Genomic DNA, 17,536 nt, shown 5'->3' with positions numbered 1-17,536 from the left:
AGGCCATGGGCACGCAAGGCAATGACCGCCGCATCGACAACATCGAATTCGCCGTCAGCGATATCAGCCGGTCCAGGACGTTTTACGGCAAGGCCTTCGGCTGGAGCTTCACCGATTACGGCCCGACTTATTGCGAGTTCAGCGACGGCCGCCTCACCGGCGGCCTGACCACCGGGACCGCCCGCCCCGGCGGCCCGCTGGTCATCCTCTATGCCGACGACCTCGCCGCCACCCAGAAGCGCCTGGAGGAGGCCGGCGCGAAGATCGTCAGGCCGGTCTTCGCCTTCCCCGGCGGGCGCCGCTTCCATTTCGAGGACCCGGACGGCTACGAGCTCGCCGTGTGGTCCGCCGATTCGCCCTGAGCAGGTTCTCTCGAACCTGCTTGCACTTGCGAGTTCGAGCAGCGTTGATTTTGCGGCGGGAGCCACGAGAAGCCGCTCAGGGCCGAGCCGTTCCATCAAAGCGCCGCTTTGACATGCAGACCCTCGCAGTCGGCCGAGCGCCGTCGATCGGTCTGCCTGGGAGGTGCGCGGCTGACGTTCACGGAGGACCTTCCCCTGCCGGGGCCGGGGCGAGCCCGCGCCGGCACTGCGCCGGATCGGCAGGCGCCCGTCGGCCTGGCCGCCGCGCTGGTGCTTCACGGCGCGATCGTCGTCGTCCTGGCGTCGGCCCCTGCCCCGCCGGCGCTGCCGCCGTTGCGCGAGCGCAGCATCGAGGTCGAGATCGTCGCGGCGCGGCCGGCTGCGCCGATCACGCCGGCGCGGGAGGCGGCGCCACCGATACCGGGCCGCGTGCCTGCCGGGCCTCCGGCCGCCGCTGCCCGTCCTGCCCCGGAGGCCGGTCCCGAGCCGCCTGCCCTGATCCAGGCAACGCGGCTGATGGCCAAGACCACGCTCGCCAAGCGGCTGAACCGGCAGGCGCTCGAGGCCCTGCCGACCCTTGCGCCCGACGAGCGGCTGGAGCAGCTGTGCGGCATCGAGGCGATGGAACAGATCCATGCCTGGGACGGCAGGTTCCAGCCGGACCGGCTGATCGCCTATGCGATGGCGGGCACGAAGCTCGCCGGCAATATGCTGCTCGCCGATGGCGCTGCTTTTCGCAGCCGGCGGCAATGGTACAATCTGAAGTTTCGCTGCGAGGTCGCGGACGACGGCCGGGCGATCTCGGCGTTCGCCTTCCTGGTCGGCGATCCCGTTCCCAGGACCCTGTGGGCCGCGTACGACCTGCCGCCGGTGGATTGACGACGCTCCCGCCCCGCAGAGGCGGCGAGCGATGATCGGCGGCGCAATATCGGCTGTTGCGCGCAACCCGGCTCCCGATCTCCCCGCGACCTGCGTCGGCGGGCCGCGCGGGTCCGGCTGCGGCCGGGAGCGGCAGGCCGACGACATCGCGCCGGACGACGTCGTCCGGCCGCAAAGGCTATGATGACGGCGCACAATCGCCGAGGAGACGTGATGGCGACGCCCGATCATCCTCATGGCTGTAGCGGCAGCCCGGCCGCGACCAACGATCTGCGGAGCCTCGAGCTCGCGACCGACCGGGTCGTCATCCGAGCCTTCTCGCCGGCCGATGCCGCCGAGACCTTCGCCGCGATCACGCCAGGCCTGACGCGCTTCATGAGCTGGGAGTCACCGCCGTCACCGGAAGCTTTCGCCGCCGTCTGGACGCGGTGGCTGCCGGACATCGCCGCCGGCACCGAGCTGCACGCCGCCATACGCCGGCGCGGCGACGGCGCGTTCCTCGGCCTCGCCGGGCTGCACGGCATCGCCACGGCGGAACCGGAGCTCGGCATCTGGATCCGGCTGGCCGCTCATGGGCACGGCTATGGGCGGGAGGCGGTGTCCGGGATCGCCGCCTGGGCAGCCGGCCGCTTCGGCTTCGCCTCCTTCGTCTATCCCGTCGCCGAAGCCAACATGCCAAGCCGCCGTCTGGCGGAGGCACTGGGCGGCACGGTCGTCGCCCGGCGGGATGATCCCAAATTCCGGGCGGTGCTCTACCGCATCCCGGCGTCGCCGGCGCCCGCCGGCAGGAGTTGATGCGCGCCATGCCGCGGCAGGTCCCGCCAGTGTCGAAGCTCAGGCACGATCGATCCGGCCGGCATAGCAGCCGCGCTTGGCGTTGTGGGCGTGGAGATAGGCGATCGACGGATCGGCGAAGAAGCGCGCGATGACGGCCTCGACCTCGCGGCCATCGACGACGTCGGCGTCCAGCATCATGCCGCTCTCGTCATAGGCACGCAGCGACAGGAGCCGACCGCGCATGACCTCGGGCACCTCGTCGACGCGGTCATAGGTTTCCTCCGCCCCCTCGCGCACGAAGATGGCATGGCTGGCCCTGTAGGGCGTATCCGCCGGCTGGCAGACATGGTTGAGCAGCAGCATGATCTCGCCGGGCTCGCCCTCGCGCATGCCGATGCGGTCGGGGAAGCCCGGCTTCGCGTCGACGACGCAACGCTTCACGCCGTGCCGGGCGAGGTCTGCCTCGCCAAGACCGTAGAGATGGCGGAACGGTTCGGGGGAAAGGCCGGTGATACGAAATGCCATGGTCGCCTCCTGCGTGTCATGTCCGGCGATCCTTGCCGGTCAGACTGGTCGAGACGATCCGATTCTTGCTGCCCATTCGCAGAGGATGAGCGATCGAGACGTCATGCTGCGGCCGTCCCGGCCGGACGAGGTCGAGGATCTCCGGCGGCTCGAGCAGGCCGCCCGCTCGCGCTATCACGGCCCCGTGGCTGGCCCTGTCGCGCGGCGCGGCCGCCTCAGCCGGTCAGATTGGCCAGCACGATCTCCCGCCAGATGCGGGTCGGCGTCACCCAGGCCTCGGGTGAATTGTAGTTGCCGGAGAGCACGGCGGCGGCGAGGCCCGCCGACGGCATCAGCCAGAGACGCTGGCCGCCATTGCCGAAGCCGGCGACCCAGCGCCGCGGGCCGGGAAAGGCCGGCGCGGCAGCTTCGCCGAGGAACCACAGCCGGCCGTAATGCAACCCGTCGTCGGTGGCGACCGCCGGCGCGAACGAGGCTTCGATCCAGCCGCGGGAAACGATGCGCCGCCCCTGCCATTGCCCGTCGCCGACCAGCATGGCGCCGATCCGCAGGAGATCGCGCGGGCGCAGCCGCAGGCCCGAGGCGGCGGAGGCGACGCCGTCGCTCCCGGCGGCCCATTCGACATCGGCAATGCCGAGGGGATCGAACAGAGCCTCGCGCGCAAAATCCGGCAGGCTGCGGCCGGCGCCGCGGGCGATCAGCGCGCCGATCAGCGCCACCGCTCCGCCCGAATAAGTCCAGCGTGTGCCGGCTTCGGCGACGACCGGCTGCTCCAGCACGAAGCGGTAGCGGTCCGGCGCATGCTCCATGGCGATCTCGCTGTTGGCCGGATCGGTGTAGGGGCGCGTCTCGTCCCATTCGGTGCCCAGCGTCATGGTCAGCGCGTGGGCGATGGTGATGCGCGTCCGCCGCGGATCCTCCACCGCCAGGCCGGCATGCTCGGGGAACTGTGCCAGCAGCGGCGCTTCGGGCGGCGGCACCAGGCCGCGGTCGAGGGCGATGCCGTAGAGCAGGCCTACCACGCTCTTGGTCACCGAGCGCAGGTCGTGGCGCTCCGCCGGCCCGAACCGCACATGGCCGAGCGGCAGGCCCCAGCTCTCGTCGGGGCCCTCGCCGTAATGCTCCAGCACCAGCCTGTCGCCGCGGGCCACCAGCACGGCATGGACATGGCGCAGCAGGCCGGACCGCAGGCCGGCATCAAGCTTGTCGGCGAGGCCGGCGGCAAATCCCGCCTCCTCGGGCCTGACGGAGGACCAGGAGGCCGCGGATTGGGAGAAGGGCATGCGCAACGACTCGAGCGCGCTACTTCCGGTGGCTTCCGGCGAAAGCGGCGCTCAACCCGAGGCCGATGAACATGACGCCGCTGACATAGCGCTCGAAGCTGAGATAGCCGCGGCTGCGCTTCAGCCACTGGCCCGCGGCGCTGGCGGCAAGGGCATAGCAGCCGTCGCTGACGAAGCCGAGCAGCGTGAAGATCAGGCCGAGCACGACGATCTGCATCGCCACATGCCCGCGGCCGACGTCGACGAACTGCGGCAGGAAGGCGAGAAAGAACAGGGCCGTCTTCGGATTGAGCAGGTTGACGATGAAACCGTCACGGAACAGGCGGGCATAGCCGTAGCGCCTCGTGTCGAAACCGCCCTCGCCGTTCTGTGGCCGGCTGAGCAGCTTCTTGAGGCCGATCCAGACGAGATAGGCGGCGCCGGCATATTTGACGATGCTGAAGGCGAGCGCCGAGGAGGCGAGCAGCGCCGAGAGGCCGAGCGACGCGGCCAGCACATGCACGAGCGTGGCGGTGTGGATACCCAGATCCGACACGAAGCCGGCGAGGCGGCCCTGCTCGACCGAACGTGCGATGATGTAGAGGACGGCGGGTCCCGGGGTCAGCAGCAGGACAATGGCGGCACCGATGAACAAGCCGAGACTGGCGGCGCCGGGCGTGACGATTTCCATGACCGTGTTCCTCGATCCGGCGATCGGGACGGCGAAGCCCCTCCAGGGTTTGGCCCATCGTCCGGCCCTGCGACGCTAGCGGCAATTCCGGCAGGCCGCAACGGCCCCGGCGCCTGGCAGCCCGGCGCCCGCGTCCCGCGGCTACGCCAGGCGGAACGCGCCGCCCGCGACCGCCCGGCTGACCACGGCCAGGATCTCCGACGGCATCAGTCCCTCGATCGGGAGGACGTGCCGTTCCAGCGCGCCGAGCGAGGAGAGCTGCTTGTGCAGGGCACGGATCGGCCCCGGATCGGTCAGCGTGTCCCCGCCGCGCCGGCGGCAGCGCTCGACCGCCTCGTCGAGCGACGGGCGCAGCACGACATAGTGCAGCGGCACGGCGAGCCGCCGGAACGGCTGCAGGAACCACGGTCCGAAGATGCCGTCCACGACGACGAAGAAACCGCCGGCGGCATAGCCCTCCGCCGCTCGTGCCACCACATCGACGACCACCTCGTTCTGCCGCTGGGCCTCGGGCAGGTAGGGCGGAACGGCGCCGTTGCGGATGGCGCGCCAGAAATCGTCGGCATGGAGATGCACCGCCGGCGCGCCCGGCGCGCCGGCGAGGGCCCGCGCCGCGGTGGTCTTGCCGGACCCCGGCGTGCCGGTGAGGAGGAGGACATGGCCTGCCGGATTGGACATGGGGCTCCATACCATCAGCCGGTCTTGCTTCCGCCTCCGGCCGTCCCACATTACGGCCATTCTTAACCTATTGGAGGGTAGCTTCGCACCACACTCACGGGTGTGCGCGATGTCGAGGCCGTCTGCCCCCTTCCTTCTTGCGTTCCGCCGCCGCATCGTGCTGCCGGTGGTGAGCGTCATTGTCCTCGGCTTCGCGCTCGCGGCCCTGCTGCTCTATCACCTCGCATCCGTCGAGGACCGGGAGGAGCTGCACCGGTCGCTGCACTTCACGCAGAGGTCGATCGAGCTTCGCACGCAGGCGCTGTCCAGGACCCTGATGGACTATGCCGGCTGGGGCTCCGCCTACGCCAACCTGCACGTCAAGGTCGATCCCGACTGGGCCTACAAGCAGGAGAACGTCGGCGCATCCCTGTTCACCAGCTTCAAGTACGACTACGTCTTCGTCGTCGCGCCCGACGGCAAGGTGGCCTATCTCGTTCAGGAGGGTCAGCTTGTCGATCCGCCGCGCCTGCCCCCCTTCCGCGGCGGGCTGGACAGCCTGCTCGGCCGGGCGAGGGCGGCGAAGCCCGACACGCCCATCGCGCAGGCCGGGCTCCTCGATGACGGCGGCGTCCCCGTGCTGACGGCAGCGGCGATCCTGTCAAACGGATCGGACCCGACCGTGCCGCTGCAGCCCGGCCCTCCGTCCATCCTGGTGTTCGGCCAGCGCCTCACCGATGCCGAGCTCGGGCGCATGGGCGAAGAATGGTTCGTCCCGCGGCTGCGCCTGGCGAAGAGCCCGGCGGATGCGGCCGAAGAGCCGAACCTGGCCTTGACCAGCGCCGACGGCCACCTGCCCTATGTGCTGCGTTGGACGCCGCAGCTGACCGGCCGGGCCATGCTCTGGCTGGTCTTTCCCTGCCTGGCGCTGACGGCCCTGGCCCTGGCCGGCTTCGTCGTGCTCGTCGTCCGCCATGCCGCCCAGGCCGCCAGCACGATCTCCGCCGGCGAATCGAGGCTCGCCGACGCGCATCAGCAGATGCAGCACCTCGCCCTGCACGACGCCACCACCGGCCTGCCCAACCGCAGCAGCCTGTCCCGGCATCTGGCCGAGCACCTGCCGCCGAAGCGCCGGCGGGTGGCGCTGCTCTATATCGACCTCGACCGCTTCAAGCCCATCAACGACTCCCTCGGCCACGGCGCCGGTGATTTCGTCCTGGCCGAGATTGCGAACCGGCTGCGCCGCAGCGTGCGCGACAACGGCTTCGTCGCCCGTCTCGGCGGCGACGAGTTCGTCATCGCCCTGCACGACATCTCCGACGACGACATCGAAAAGCTCTGCCAGCGCCTGCTGCGCGAGCTCGCCGCTCCCATCGCCTATGAGGACAGCGAGCTCAGCGTCGGGGCCTCGATCGGCGTGGCCATGGCGCCGGGCGACGCACCGACCGCGGCCGAGCTGCTGCGTGTCGCCGACCTCGCGCTCTACCAGGCCAAGCGCGACGGGCGCGGCACCTATCGCTACTACGCCCCCGAGATGAACGAGCGCATCGCCACGCGGCGCATGCTGGAGGCGGATCTGCGCCGGGCGGTGCAGCGCGGCGAATTCGTGCTGCACTACCAGCCGCGCTTCGACACCCGCTCGCTGCGCATCCTGACCGCTGAGGCGCTGATCCGCTGGAACCACCCCGAGCGCGGCCTGGTCAGCCCGGCCGACTTCATCCCGCTGGCGGAAGAGACGGGCCTCATCGCCCCGATCGGCGAATGGGTGCTGCGGACGGCCTGCGCCACGGCCGTGCCGTGGCAGAGCATCGTCGTCTCGGTCAACGTGTCGCCGGCCCAGATCCGGGCGGGCGATCTCGTCGCCACGGTCGAGCGCATCCTCAAGGAGACCGGCCTGCCGCCGGAGCGGCTCGAGCTCGAGCTCACCGAAGGCGTGCTCCTGGAGGACACCACCCGCGCCCGCGAGACCCTGGCCGGGTTCAAGCGGCTCGGCGTCCGGCTGGCCATGGACGATTTCGGCACCGGCTATTCCTCGCTCGGCAATCTGCGCACCTTCCCCTTCGATGCCATCAAGATCGACAAGCAGTTCGTGGCCGACATGGTCGAGACCAAGGGCGCGCGGGCGATCGTCCAGTCGATCCTCGGCCTCGGCAAGGCGCTCGGCATGTCCGTCACCGCCGAAGGCGTCGAGACCGCCGAGCAGCTGATGCTGCTGCGCATCGATGCCTGCGACGAGGTCCAGGGGTTCTACACTTCGCCGCCGGTCGAGCCGGCAGCGCTCGCCGAGCTCCTTGCCGCGCAGGCTGGCGCTCCCTCCGGCGACGTCCGCCGGGACGCGCCGCCGACGCCTCTCCCGGTCGGGCGGGAAGCCGGTGCGAGGGGCTAAAACGTCTTGCGATTTGACGGAATCGGGTCAAGTCACAAAGATGCGTCGAAACAAGGAGTTGGAGCAAAACGCGTTTCCGCCGAAACGCACTTTGCTCCAGACGCGGCGCCTCTAACCCGGCAGCCATCCTTGCCAGGCGGTCAGCGTCGCGACGACGACGAGGAGCAGACCGGCAGCACGGCCGACGAGCATGGTTGCCCCCGGATTGGAGACGAGGAGGTCGCGGCTGCGACCGGCCGCCAGCGCCAGTCCGCCATAGACTGCAAACTGCATCAGCACCGTCATCACGCCCATGACCAGCGCCTGCGCCCAGAGCGCGCCGAAGGCCGGCTTGAGGAATTGCGGATAGACCGCCATCACGAAGAGCCAGGCCTTGGGATTGAGCAGGCAGGTCGCCAGCCCCTGGCGGAATGCGACCGAGGTCGAGCGGGCGGTCGCCGCGCCGACGGCGCCGACCGTGATCGAACTTCGCATCAGCGTGATGCCGATCCAGGCCATGTAGGCGGCGGCGATGAAAAGCAGCGGCGAGAACAGCGCCGGCATCAGGGTCGAGAGCAGGCCGACGCCGACGGCTCCGAACAGCGTATGGACACCGCCGCCGACCATGATGCCGGACGTCGCGGCCAGCCCGGCCCGGCGCCCGCCGGTCAGGGCATTGGCCAGCACGAACAGCATGTCCATGCCCGGCACGACGATGATCCCGAACAGGAGTGCGAGGAAGAGCCAGAGGTTCTCGGTGTAGGTCATTGTCAGTTACCCCCTCACAGTCTCGGCATGTCGCATGAAAAATCGTTTCTTTCCAATCCGATGGTGAAAGGGATAGCGCACCTCAACTGACAGGCTATTGTCAGTTGTGAACAGCGGGGGACGAGGATGCGCAAGGCGTCGCGGCTCTTCGAGATCATCCAGATCCTGCGTCGGGCGCGCGGGCCGGTGACCGCGGCCGCCATCGGCGAGCAACTGGAGGTCACGCCGCGTTCGATCTACCGGGACATTGCCGCCCTGCAGGCGATGCGGGTGCCGATCGAGGGCGGCCGCGGCATCGGCTATATCCTGCGTCCCGGCTTCGACCTGCCTCCGCTGATGTTCTCGATCGAGGAAACGGAGGCGATCGTGTTGGCGCTGGCCCTGCTGGAGCGGACGGGCGATCCCGGGCTCAAGCAGGCGGCCCAACGCGTCAACCGAAAGATCGCCGCCGCCATGCCCGTGCCGCTGCGCCGGGCGCTCGATGTCGGGACGCTGCATGCCTGGGGCGCCGTCGCCGCCGCGCCGGAAGGGATCGACCTGGCGCTGGTGCGGCGCGCCATCCGCGACGAGCAGAAGCTCGGCATCGGCTATCGCGACGAACAGGGACGGTCGACGCAACGCACCATTCGGCCGGTGGCGCTGATCTATTATCCGGACACGGTGAATATCGTCGCCTGGTGCGAGCTGCGCCGGGCACTGCGCAATTTCCGCGCCGACCGGGTCGCGGCCAGCGCCCTCATCGAGGATTTCTTCCGCGGCGAGGGCGATGAGCTGCGCCGGCAATGGGTTGCCGGCTGGTCCGTCAGCCGCGACACCACCGTCTGATCGCCGATGGCTCCCGTTCTGTCCGACTCCCGAAGAGTCCCCTGACGATCCTTGTGCAACCGTGAGGATTCGCGATGGCCGCGCAGCCCGAAGACGTCATGGCGCAGTACCAGACCCGGATAAACCGGCACCGGTTCGACGATCTGGTGCCGCTGATCGCCGAGGACGTGGTGTTCTGGTTCTCGGAGGGCTCCTATGCCGGGCGGGAGGCGGCGCGCGCCGCCTTCGAAGCGGCGTGGCGGACCGTTCAGGACGAGGTCTACCGCCTGGAAGATATCGTCTGGATCGCCCGGAACGAGGACAATGCGAGCTGCATCTACCGTTTCCACTGGCATGGCCTGTGCGAGGGCCGGCCTGCCGAGGGCTGCGGCCGGGGCACCACGGTGCTGCGGCGGGACGACGGCGGATGGCGGATCGTCCACGAGCACCTGAGCCCGCTGCCACGCTGATCCCGGGGCCGGCCGGCGGGACGCCCCGCTGCTCCGCGCAAACATCGCGGACGCCGGGGCATGGCCGGCGACACGCCGGACCGGCATCCTGCCGCGGCTGCCCCTCGCGCACCGCGCCGACGAGAGGGGGCCGGACCCGGTCTGCGCCCGCCACGCCGCCCCAGGCTCCGAAACCGTCGCATTGACGCATGGCGGCGGGCTGACTAAGCACCCCGCAGATCATCGTCTCGGGATTTTTGGCCATGGCCGCCGGCAAGACACAGAAACTCAAGGCGCGTGTCGCGCGCGGCTTCAACGATCGCGCCGCCGCGGAGATCGCCGCCACCCGCGGCATGGTCGAGATCATCCGCCAGGTCTACGAGCTCTACGGCTTCGATCCGCTGGAGACGCCCTTCATCGAGTACACCGACGCCCTCGGCAAGTTCCTGCCCGACCAGGACCGGCCGAACGAGGGTGTGTTCTCGTTCCAGGACGATGACGAGCAGTGGCTGTCGCTGCGCTACGACCTGACGGCGCCGCTCGCCCGCTACGTCGCCGAGAATTTCGACGCGCTGCCCAAGCCCCATCGCAGCTACCGGATGGGCTATGTCTTCCGCAACGAGAAGCCCGGGCCGGGCCGCTTCCGCCAGTTCATGCAGTTCGATGCCGACACGGTCGGCGCCCCCTCGGTCGCGGCCGACGCCGAGATCTGCATGATGGCGGCCGACACCATGGAGAAGCTCGGCATCCCGCGCGGCTCCTATGTGGTCCGGGTCAACAACCGCAAGGTGCTCGACGGCGTGCTGGAGGCGATCGGCCTCGGCGGCGACGACAATGCCGGACGGCGCCTCACCGTGCTGCGCGCCATCGACAAGCTCGACAAGTTCGGACCGGAGGGCGTGGGGCTGCTGCTCGGGGCCGGGCGCAAGGACGAGAGCGGCGACTTCACCAAGGGCGCGGGCCTGGACGAGGCGGCGATCGCCACCGTGCTCGCCTATGTCGAGACCGCGGGCGCCGGACCGGCCGAGACCTTTGCCGCGCTGCGCCGGCTGACGGGTGGACAGCCCGCCGGCAGCGCCGGCGTCGACGAGCTCGCCGAGATCGACCGCCTGGTCAAGGCGGCCGGCTACGGCGACGAGCGCATCCGCATCGATCCCTCGGTGGTGCGCGGCCTGGAATACTACACCGGGCCGGTGTTCGAGGTGGAACTGACCTTCGAGGTCGCAGGCGAGGATGGCCGGCCCGTGCGCTTCGGCTCCGTGGCCGGCGGCGGCCGCTATGACGGGTTGGTGGCGCGCTTCCGCGGTGAGGCGACGCCGGCCACCGGCATCTCGATCGGCGTGTCGCGCCTGCTCGCCGCCCTCACCGTGCTCGGGCGCGTGGATGCCGAGGACGAGCACGGGCCGGTGGTGGTGTGCGTCATGGACAAGGAGCGCCTCGCCGACTACCAGGCCATGGCGGCCGAGCTGCGCGCCGCCGGCATCCGCGCCGAGGTCTATCTCGGCGGCTCCGGCATGAAGGCGCAGCTCAAATATGCCGACCGGCGCAAGGCGCCCGTCGCCGTCATCCAGGGCTCGGACGAGGCTGCGCGCGGCGAGGTCCAGCTCAAGGACCTCGCCCTGGGCGCGGAGATGGCCAAGTCCATCGCCGACAACGCAGAGTGGCGAGAGGCGCGCGTGGCTCAGCGCCTGGTTCCTCGTCACAATCTCGTGACCGCCGTGCGCGAAATGATGGTATCCGGGTCCGGCATGTAGCTTCGGAAACAGACAAATCCGTCGCCTCGGGTTATGGCCGAAACGTTCCGTTCAGGCTACACTCCGGCGCAACTACATGCAGCACGTGAAGAACTTCCGCGGCGGCATCGTCGGAACGAGCTTCACCCGCCCTGCGGCGGCGACGACGAGAGACTGGCAAGGCCGACTTTCATGGAACGCGCACGCCGTCGCCTGACCGTGCTGGTGGCCTTGGATGTAGCGGGATATTCCACGCTCATCCGCGGCAACGAGCTGCGCACCCTCAGCGAGCTCAGCCTGATCTACAAGCGGCTCGGCCTCGCCACCCTGCCCAAGTTCAACGGCACCGTGATCAAGACCATGGGCGACGGCGCCCTGGTCGAGTTCGAGAGCGTGCTGGATGCCGTGGAATGGACCATGGGATTCCAGCACGCCATGGCCCGTCGCAATGCCCGCACGCGGCGCGAGCCGATCCTGATTCGCGCCGCCATCGTCCTCGCCGACGTGATCGTCGCCGCCGAGGACCGGTTCGGCGTCGCCATCGGCTTTGCCACCCGCATGCAGGAGGGCGCGCCACCCGGCGGCATCGCCATCACCCACTCCGTGCGTTGGCAGCTGATCGGCGAGCCGGCGGCGGCGTTCAAGCCGGCCGGGCTGCTGACCCTGCGCAGCGTGCCCTACCCGGTCGAGGCCTGGATGTGGGCGCCGCCCGGCGTCGAATTGCCGGAGATGCGGCCGACCTCGGCCCAGCTCCTCGCCCCGGACATGGAGGGCGACACCCAGTTAGGCGACCCCCGGCCGCTCCTGGTGATCCTGCCCTTCGACAACATGACCGGCGATCCCGCGCTGGAAGGCATCGCCGACGGCGCGGTGGAGGAAATCACCGCGACGCTGGCCAAGCTGCGCGACGTGCGCGTGATGGCGCGCAACACAGCCTACACCTATAAGGGTCGGGCCACCGACGTTCGCGCGCTCGTGCGCCAGCTCGGCGTGCGCTACGTCGTCGAGGGCAGCATGCGCGGCACCCGCGAGAAGCTGCGGATCACCGCGCAGTTCATCGACGCCGAGGGCGGAGCGCATCTGTGGGCCGGCCGCACGGACGGCACGGCGGCCGAGGCGCTGAAGCTGCAGGACGACGTCGCCACCTACATCGCCGGGGCGTTGCACCCGATCATCCGCTCGGCCGAGATCGCCCGGGCGCAGACCCGCACCGGCGGCACGCGCCGCTGCCGCGACCTGACGCTGCGCGCCCTGCCCTATTTCTGGGCGCACAAGGCCGAGGACAACGCCAAGGCGCTCGCCCTGCTCGCCGAGGCCCTGGCCGTGGACGCGCGCTACGGCCTGGCGCTCGGGCTCAAGGGCTGGTGCCTCGGCCAGCAGGTCGCCTATATGTGGACGGACAACCCGGCGCGCGACAAGGCGCTGGCGCTGGGCTATGCCGAGCGGGCCGCCCATACCACCGAGCCCGATCCGCTGGTGTTCACCACGATCGGCGCCACGCTCTCGCTGCTGCAGGTCGACCAGTCGCGGCCGCTGCAGTTCATCGAGCGGGCGCTGACGCTCGATCCGACCTTCGCCTGGGCCTGGACCCGGCAGGGCTATTCGCTGGGCTATTCCGGCAAGCCGCGCGAGGGCATCCGCAGCCTGGAACATGCGATCGCGCTCAGTCCGGAGGACCCTGTGCTGTTCAACGCCTATGGCGGGATCGGCACGTGCCACTTCCTGCTCGGAGATTATGACGCGGCGATCCACTGGGCGCAGAAGACGCTGAACGACCGCCCGGGCATGATGTGGGCACATCGCCTGCTCGCGACCGCGGCCGCCCATGCCGGCGATCTCGACCTCGCCCGCAGCGCGGTGCAGCAGATCCACGCAGAGCAGCCGGATCTCAGCATCCGCAAGCTGATCACCTCGATCCACAATCTCGACGGGCCCTATCTCGACCGCTTCCTCGACGGCCTGCGCCTGGCCGGCCTGCCCGAGGACACGCGCCAGTCGGGATCGGAGGACGACTCGGCCTGCCGGGACGGGGCGTCGCTGGACACCAGCCCCTGGCTGGCGGAATAGGCAGGCCGGCGCCCGGGCCCGCGATCCTGCGCCGGCCGGGCCGCCCATCTCGCGCCCCACGTTGAGGTGCAATTAAGTCAAAGACCGGTTTCCGGTCGCGCGGCCGGCCCTCGCCTGCTAGAGAACCGCCGTCTCGCGGGAGCCCCCGCCACGGAACGCCGGCGATGCCTGACCCCACCTACGAAGCCCTCGACGCCCTCGCCGAGCGTTCGGGCTATGTGCCGCTCGACCCGCCGATCCTGCAGCCGGCGGACCTGTTCCTCGACCTGCTCGGCGAGGACATGCGCCGCCGCGCCTTCCTGACCACCGACGCCGAGGGCCGCGAGTTCTGCCTGCGGCCGGACTTCACCATTCCCGTGTCGCTGCACCACCTCCAGCACAAGGCCGGTACCGTGGGCGCCTATGCCTATCGCGGCCCGGTCTTCCGCTTCCGGCCGGACGGGCCCGGCGAGTTCGCCCAGGCGGGCTTCGAGAACTTCGGCCGCCGGGACCTGGAGGCCGCAGACGCCGAGATGCTGGCCCTGGCCCTCGACGCCGTGGCCGAGCTCGGCCTCGCCAGCCCCGAGATCCGCATGGGCGATGCCGGCATCGTCACCGCCATGCTCGATGCCCTGGCCCTGCCGCCGGTGTGGCGCCGCCAGCTCGCCAACGACGTGCTGCGCGCCAGGAACCTCGACGCCGACCTGGCGCGCCTCGGCCAGGCCACGCCGAAGAACGGCGCCGCCGCCTATGCCGGCTTCCTGGCGGCGCTGGAGGGCTCGGACCCCGGCGCGGCGCGGGCGGCGGTGGCCGATCTCCTGTCGATCGCCGGCATCCAGCCGGTGGGCGGACGCTCGGTCGACGAGGTCGCGGACCGCTTCCTGGAGCAGGCGGCGCTCTCCTCGGGCGGCGGCATCCCGGCCGAGACCGTGGCGCTGACCCGGCGGCTCTTCGCCGTGGCCGGCGATCCGGACGGCGCCTCGGCGGCCCTGCGGGCGATCGCCGCCGACGCCGGGCTCGACCTCGACGCGGCGCTCGACGCCTTCGACCGGCGCACCGGCTTCTTCGCCGCGCGCGGCATCGACGTCGGCGCCATCGGCTTCTCCACCGCCTTCGGCCGGCGGCTCGACTACTACACCGGCTTCGTCTTCGAGCTGCACGACCCGGCGCGTCCGGACGGTCCGCAACTGGTCGGGGGCGGACGCTACGACAAGCTGATGACGCGCTTGGGCGCGCCCGAACCGATCCCGGCCGTCGGCTGCTCGATCTGGCTCGACCGATTCGCGGGAGAGGCGCAATGAACGACACCCCGCTGCTGCTCGGCATCCCCTCCAAGGGCCGCCTCCAGGAAAACTGCACCACCTTCTTCGGCCGCGCCGGCATGCGCTTCGTGCAGGAGCGCGGCGCCCGCGACTATCGCGGCGCCGTGGCCGGCATGGACGATGTGGAGGTGCTGTTCCTGTCCGCTTCCGAGATCGCCGGCCAGCTCGCCTCGGGCGCCATCCATATGGGCGTGACCGGCGAGGATCTCGTGCGCGAAAACATCCCGCGCGCCGACGAGCGCGTCACCCTGATCGAGCCCCTCGGCTTCGGCCAGGCCAATGTCGTGGTGGCGGTGCCGCAGGCCTGGATCGACGTGCGCGGCATGGCCGACATCGAGGATGTCGCCGCCTCGTTCCGCCAGCGCCATGGTCGCCGGCTGCGGGTGGCGACCAAATATGTCAACCTGACCCGCAGCTTCTTCTCCAGCCACGGCGTCGCCGACTACCTGATCGTCGAGAGCCTCGGCGCCACGGAGGGCGCACCCGCCTCGGGCGCCGCCGACCTGATCGTCGACATCACCACCACCGGCGCCACGCTCGCCGCCAATGCGCTGAAGGTGCTCGAGGACGGCGTGATGCTGCGCTCGGAGGCCAACCTGGTCGGCTCGCTCGGCGCGCCCTGGAGCGTGCGGGCCCGCGCCGGAGCCGCCGCGCTGCTGGCGCGCATCGCCGCCCAGGCCCGCGCCGGCGCCACGCGCGAGGTGCGCTGTGCCCTGCCCGACGCCGACGTCGCCCTGCTCGGCGAGGCCGCCGAGACGTTCTCGGCCGTCGCGCCCTTCGGCGTGCCCGTCGCCGGCCAGCCGCTGACGCTGCACGTGCCGCCCGGCCGGATCTACGCCCTGGCCGGATGGCTGGCGGGGCGCGGAGCCCGGACGATCTCGGTCTCGACGCTCGACTTCGTGTTCGAGCCGGAGAATGCGCTGATGCAGCGCCTGGAAGCCCGCCTGCCGCCGGCGGCGGGCTGACGGCGCGGCGCGGCGCAGGCCTGCCGCCGGCGCCGATTTTGCCTCTGCGCCCTTGCAGCCGCGGGGGCCGACCCGCTATCTGCAGGAGCAGGCCTGCCACGTGCGGGCGAAACCACCGAGCCCCCGGCCCCGGCGGATGCCGCGGCCGCCGCAGCGACGGAGGCGGCGCCATGAACGCGGACGACGAGCCGGCGATCGCCGGCCTGCGCATCCTCGTGCTCGAAGACGAAGCGCTGCTGTCGCTGCTGCTTGAGGACACCCTGACTGACCTCGGCTGCCGCGTCGCCGGAACCTTTCAGACCCTGGCCGAAGCCCAGGCCTTCCTGGCCGAGAGCACCGCGCCGCTGGATCTGGCCATCCTCGACGTCAATATCGGCGGGGAATGGGCCTATCCCGTCGCCACGCTGCTCGCGGCCCGCGGCATCCCGCTGCTGTTCGTCACCGGCTATGACGAGAGCGACATCGACGCGATCTGGCGCGCGACGCCGCGGATCTCCAAGCCCTTCAACGTCGAGGACCTGGGCGAGGCGATCGCCCGGGCCGCCGGAAAGCGGGCAGCGGGCGGGGAGTCCGATCCCGGGGCAGGTTGACGAGCCCCACCGCCCCGAGCAGGCCACGCCCAGGCGGGCACGATGTAAGACCGTCAACGGCGATCGAAAGCCGGCTAAACACAGGAGACCGAACTACGGCATGCATTCCCGCCGTCCTCAGCGCCAGTCGCCTTCCCGTTCCGAGCTCGGGGCGAATTCGGGCGGCACCACCACCAACGGATTCTCGCCGGGAACGTATTTGTCGACCAGCGCATAGCCCTCCGCGATGATGCCCTCGACGTTCTGGCGCATCATCGCGACGTCGAAGGGCAGATGGGCCGCAAAAGGATCCCAGTCCGAACACACGGTGCTGACTTCGCGCATGGCCTTGCGCGGCACCAGCAGCGAGAACTGCACGAGGCCTTCGAACGCGGTGATCGAATTGATAAAAAGGCCGCTCGGCATGCGTCCGGACGCCTCGAAGCGGGCCGCCAGGGCTTCCCGCGCCGACGAGGGGCCATAGCCGCAGACCGAGACCTCCGCGCTCATGTCCTGCCCATTGGCCGCGACGGCATCGCGAAAGCCTTCGATGCGGCGGTCGGTGGCATGCTCGCCGACGACGCCGCCGAGGAAGAGCAGGTCGCGCGGCGCCGCCCGGCGCCTGCGCAGCTTGGCGATCAGCTTTTCCGTAAGGGCGCGCGCGCCGCCGTAGTTGTCAGTGACCACCGAGGGTGCATCGCTGCCGGGCAGGTCGAGATTGACGCAGGGGATGCCTGCGGCCTGGCACTGCGCATTGAGCGGCTTGGTGTTGCGCACGCCGGCGATGAACAGGAACTCGACCTGCTGGGAAATCAGCGTGTTGACGACGCTGGCTTCGATCGCGGCATCGCGCCGCGTGCTCACCACGATGGGACACAAGCCGCGCTGGCGCGCGTCCGCCTCGAAGGCCTCGGCCAAGCCGGCAAAGAAGCGGTTGCGATAATGGGGAATGATCATGCCGGCAAGGCCGGAGCGCGACAGGCGCAGGCCCCTGGCCTTCATGTTGACGGCGTAGCCGAGTTCCTGCGCGGCTTGCAGCACGCGCTTGGCGGTTTCTTCCTTGATGCGGTAGCGCGTCCAGCTGCCGTTGAGCACCAGGCTCACCGTCGCGGGGGAGGCGTTGATCGTTTCGGCGATGTCATAGATGGTGGACCTGCGTCCGTTTGGTGCACGCGCCATCATCCCCTCACTGGCCGTCCGACTCGAACCGGATGTCTTCCGAAAATTGATGCTAAATCCTTTTAGCTATCTTGACAATCTGAGCTGAATGGATTTAGCACACGGCAACTGCGGTAACAGCAGTCGCCGCAGCCGGCAGAGCAATCAGGGAGGACCTTTCATGGCTTCACGTTCCGACTCCAT

The 17,536-nt window shown here is 70.1% G+C and carries 17 protein-coding genes; 11 read left to right on the top strand and 6 right to left on the bottom strand.

The features are described 5' to 3' along the window. The first annotated feature begins 5 nt into the window (after positions 1 to 5). The 3 genes from AC27L4_RS02600 (at position 6) to AC27L4_RS02590 (ending at position 2,036) form a co-directional block, all read left to right on the top strand. Positions 6 to 362: a VOC family protein gene (locus tag AC27L4_RS02600; RefSeq protein WP_487140389.1), complete on the top strand. Its 357-nt coding sequence runs from the start codon at positions 6 to 8 to the stop codon at positions 360 to 362. A gap of 108 nt (positions 363 to 470) precedes the next feature. Next, the gene (locus AC27L4_RS02595; RefSeq protein ID WP_487140388.1) at positions 471 to 1,241 is read left to right on the top strand and encodes a DUF930 domain-containing protein; all 771 of its coding nucleotides are present in this window, start codon (positions 471 to 473) and stop codon (positions 1,239 to 1,241) included. Positions 1,242 to 1,454: 213 nt separating this feature from the next. Then, positions 1,455 to 2,036 (top strand): GNAT family N-acetyltransferase, encoded by a 582-nt coding sequence (locus AC27L4_RS02590; protein WP_487140387.1) that lies wholly within the window; start codon positions 1,455 to 1,457, stop codon positions 2,034 to 2,036. Positions 2,037 to 2,075: 39 nt separating this feature from the next. Here AC27L4_RS02590 and AC27L4_RS02585 read toward each other — a convergent pair whose 3' ends face one another. The 4 genes from AC27L4_RS02585 to AC27L4_RS02570 form a co-directional block, all read right to left on the bottom strand. Further along, the gene (locus tag AC27L4_RS02585; RefSeq protein ID WP_487140386.1) at positions 2,076 to 2,543 is read right to left on the bottom strand and encodes a DUF1203 domain-containing protein; all 468 of its coding nucleotides are present in this window, start codon (positions 2,541 to 2,543) and stop codon (positions 2,076 to 2,078) included. A gap of 215 nt (positions 2,544 to 2,758) precedes the next feature. After that, positions 2,759 to 3,826 carry a serine hydrolase domain-containing protein gene (locus AC27L4_RS02580; RefSeq protein WP_487140385.1) on the bottom strand — a complete coding sequence of 356 codons (1,068 nt, stop codon included), beginning with the start codon at positions 3,824 to 3,826 and terminating at the stop codon, positions 2,759 to 2,761. 19 nt (positions 3,827 to 3,845) lie between these two features. Further along, positions 3,846 to 4,496, bottom strand: coding sequence for a LysE family translocator (locus AC27L4_RS02575; protein WP_487140384.1), 651 nt, complete (start codon positions 4,494 to 4,496; stop codon positions 3,846 to 3,848). A gap of 141 nt (positions 4,497 to 4,637) precedes the next feature. After that, positions 4,638 to 5,174 (bottom strand): AAA family ATPase, encoded by a 537-nt coding sequence (locus tag AC27L4_RS02570; RefSeq protein ID WP_487140383.1) that lies wholly within the window; start codon positions 5,172 to 5,174, stop codon positions 4,638 to 4,640. Positions 5,175 to 5,283: 109 nt separating this feature from the next. Between AC27L4_RS02570 and AC27L4_RS02565 the strand changes: the two genes are divergently transcribed. Continuing rightward, positions 5,284 to 7,539 (top strand): bifunctional diguanylate cyclase/phosphodiesterase, encoded by a 2,256-nt coding sequence (locus tag AC27L4_RS02565; protein WP_487140382.1) that lies wholly within the window; start codon positions 5,284 to 5,286, stop codon positions 7,537 to 7,539. Positions 7,540 to 7,650: 111 nt separating this feature from the next. Here AC27L4_RS02565 and AC27L4_RS02560 read toward each other — a convergent pair whose 3' ends face one another. Next, positions 7,651 to 8,286, bottom strand: coding sequence for a LysE family translocator (locus tag AC27L4_RS02560; RefSeq protein ID WP_487140381.1), 636 nt, complete (start codon positions 8,284 to 8,286; stop codon positions 7,651 to 7,653). A 126-nt stretch (positions 8,287 to 8,412) separates the two neighbouring features. Here AC27L4_RS02560 and AC27L4_RS02555 point away from each other — a divergent pair, with 126 nt between their 5' ends. The 7 genes from AC27L4_RS02555 to AC27L4_RS02525 all read left to right on the top strand — a co-directional run bounded on the left by AC27L4_RS02555 (position 8,413) and on the right by AC27L4_RS02525 (position 16,195). After that, the gene (locus AC27L4_RS02555) at positions 8,413 to 9,111 is read left to right on the top strand and encodes a helix-turn-helix transcriptional regulator (protein ID WP_487140380.1); all 699 of its coding nucleotides are present in this window, start codon (positions 8,413 to 8,415) and stop codon (positions 9,109 to 9,111) included. A 74-nt stretch (positions 9,112 to 9,185) separates the two neighbouring features. Continuing rightward, a complete protein-coding gene (locus AC27L4_RS02550) occupies positions 9,186 to 9,560 on the top strand; it encodes a YybH family protein (protein WP_487140379.1) in 375 nt (124 codons plus the stop codon). A gap of 242 nt (positions 9,561 to 9,802) precedes the next feature. Then, positions 9,803 to 11,293, top strand: coding sequence for a histidine--tRNA ligase (gene hisS / locus AC27L4_RS02545; RefSeq protein ID WP_487140378.1), 1,491 nt, complete (start codon positions 9,803 to 9,805; stop codon positions 11,291 to 11,293). A gap of 171 nt (positions 11,294 to 11,464) precedes the next feature. After that, a complete protein-coding gene (locus tag AC27L4_RS02540) occupies positions 11,465 to 13,339 on the top strand; it encodes an adenylate/guanylate cyclase domain-containing protein (RefSeq protein ID WP_487140377.1) in 1,875 nt (624 codons plus the stop codon). A gap of 164 nt (positions 13,340 to 13,503) precedes the next feature. Next, complete coding sequence (locus tag AC27L4_RS02535; RefSeq protein WP_487140376.1) at positions 13,504 to 14,619, top strand: ATP phosphoribosyltransferase regulatory subunit; 1,116 nt, start codon at positions 13,504 to 13,506, stop codon at positions 14,617 to 14,619. Further along, positions 14,616 to 15,605 carry an ATP phosphoribosyltransferase gene (hisG, locus tag AC27L4_RS02530; protein ID WP_487140375.1) on the top strand — a complete coding sequence of 330 codons (990 nt, stop codon included), beginning with the start codon at positions 14,616 to 14,618 and terminating at the stop codon, positions 15,603 to 15,605. Before AC27L4_RS02535 ends, hisG begins: the two co-directional genes overlap by 4 nt. Positions 15,606 to 15,775: 170 nt before the next feature. Then, complete coding sequence (locus tag AC27L4_RS02525) at positions 15,776 to 16,195, top strand: response regulator (protein ID WP_487140374.1); 420 nt, start codon at positions 15,776 to 15,778, stop codon at positions 16,193 to 16,195. A gap of 117 nt (positions 16,196 to 16,312) precedes the next feature. On the opposite strand, the gene AC27L4_RS02520 is transcribed toward AC27L4_RS02525, so the two are convergent. Then, entirely contained in the window at positions 16,313 to 17,353 is a 1,041-nt protein-coding gene (locus AC27L4_RS02520) for a LacI family DNA-binding transcriptional regulator (protein WP_487140373.1), read from the bottom strand. Positions 17,354 to 17,536: the final 183 nt, after the last annotated feature.

This window comes from Labrys sp. Lb11, from assembly GCF_057554225.1.
This window is presented reverse-complemented; position numbering and strand designations above follow the sequence as displayed.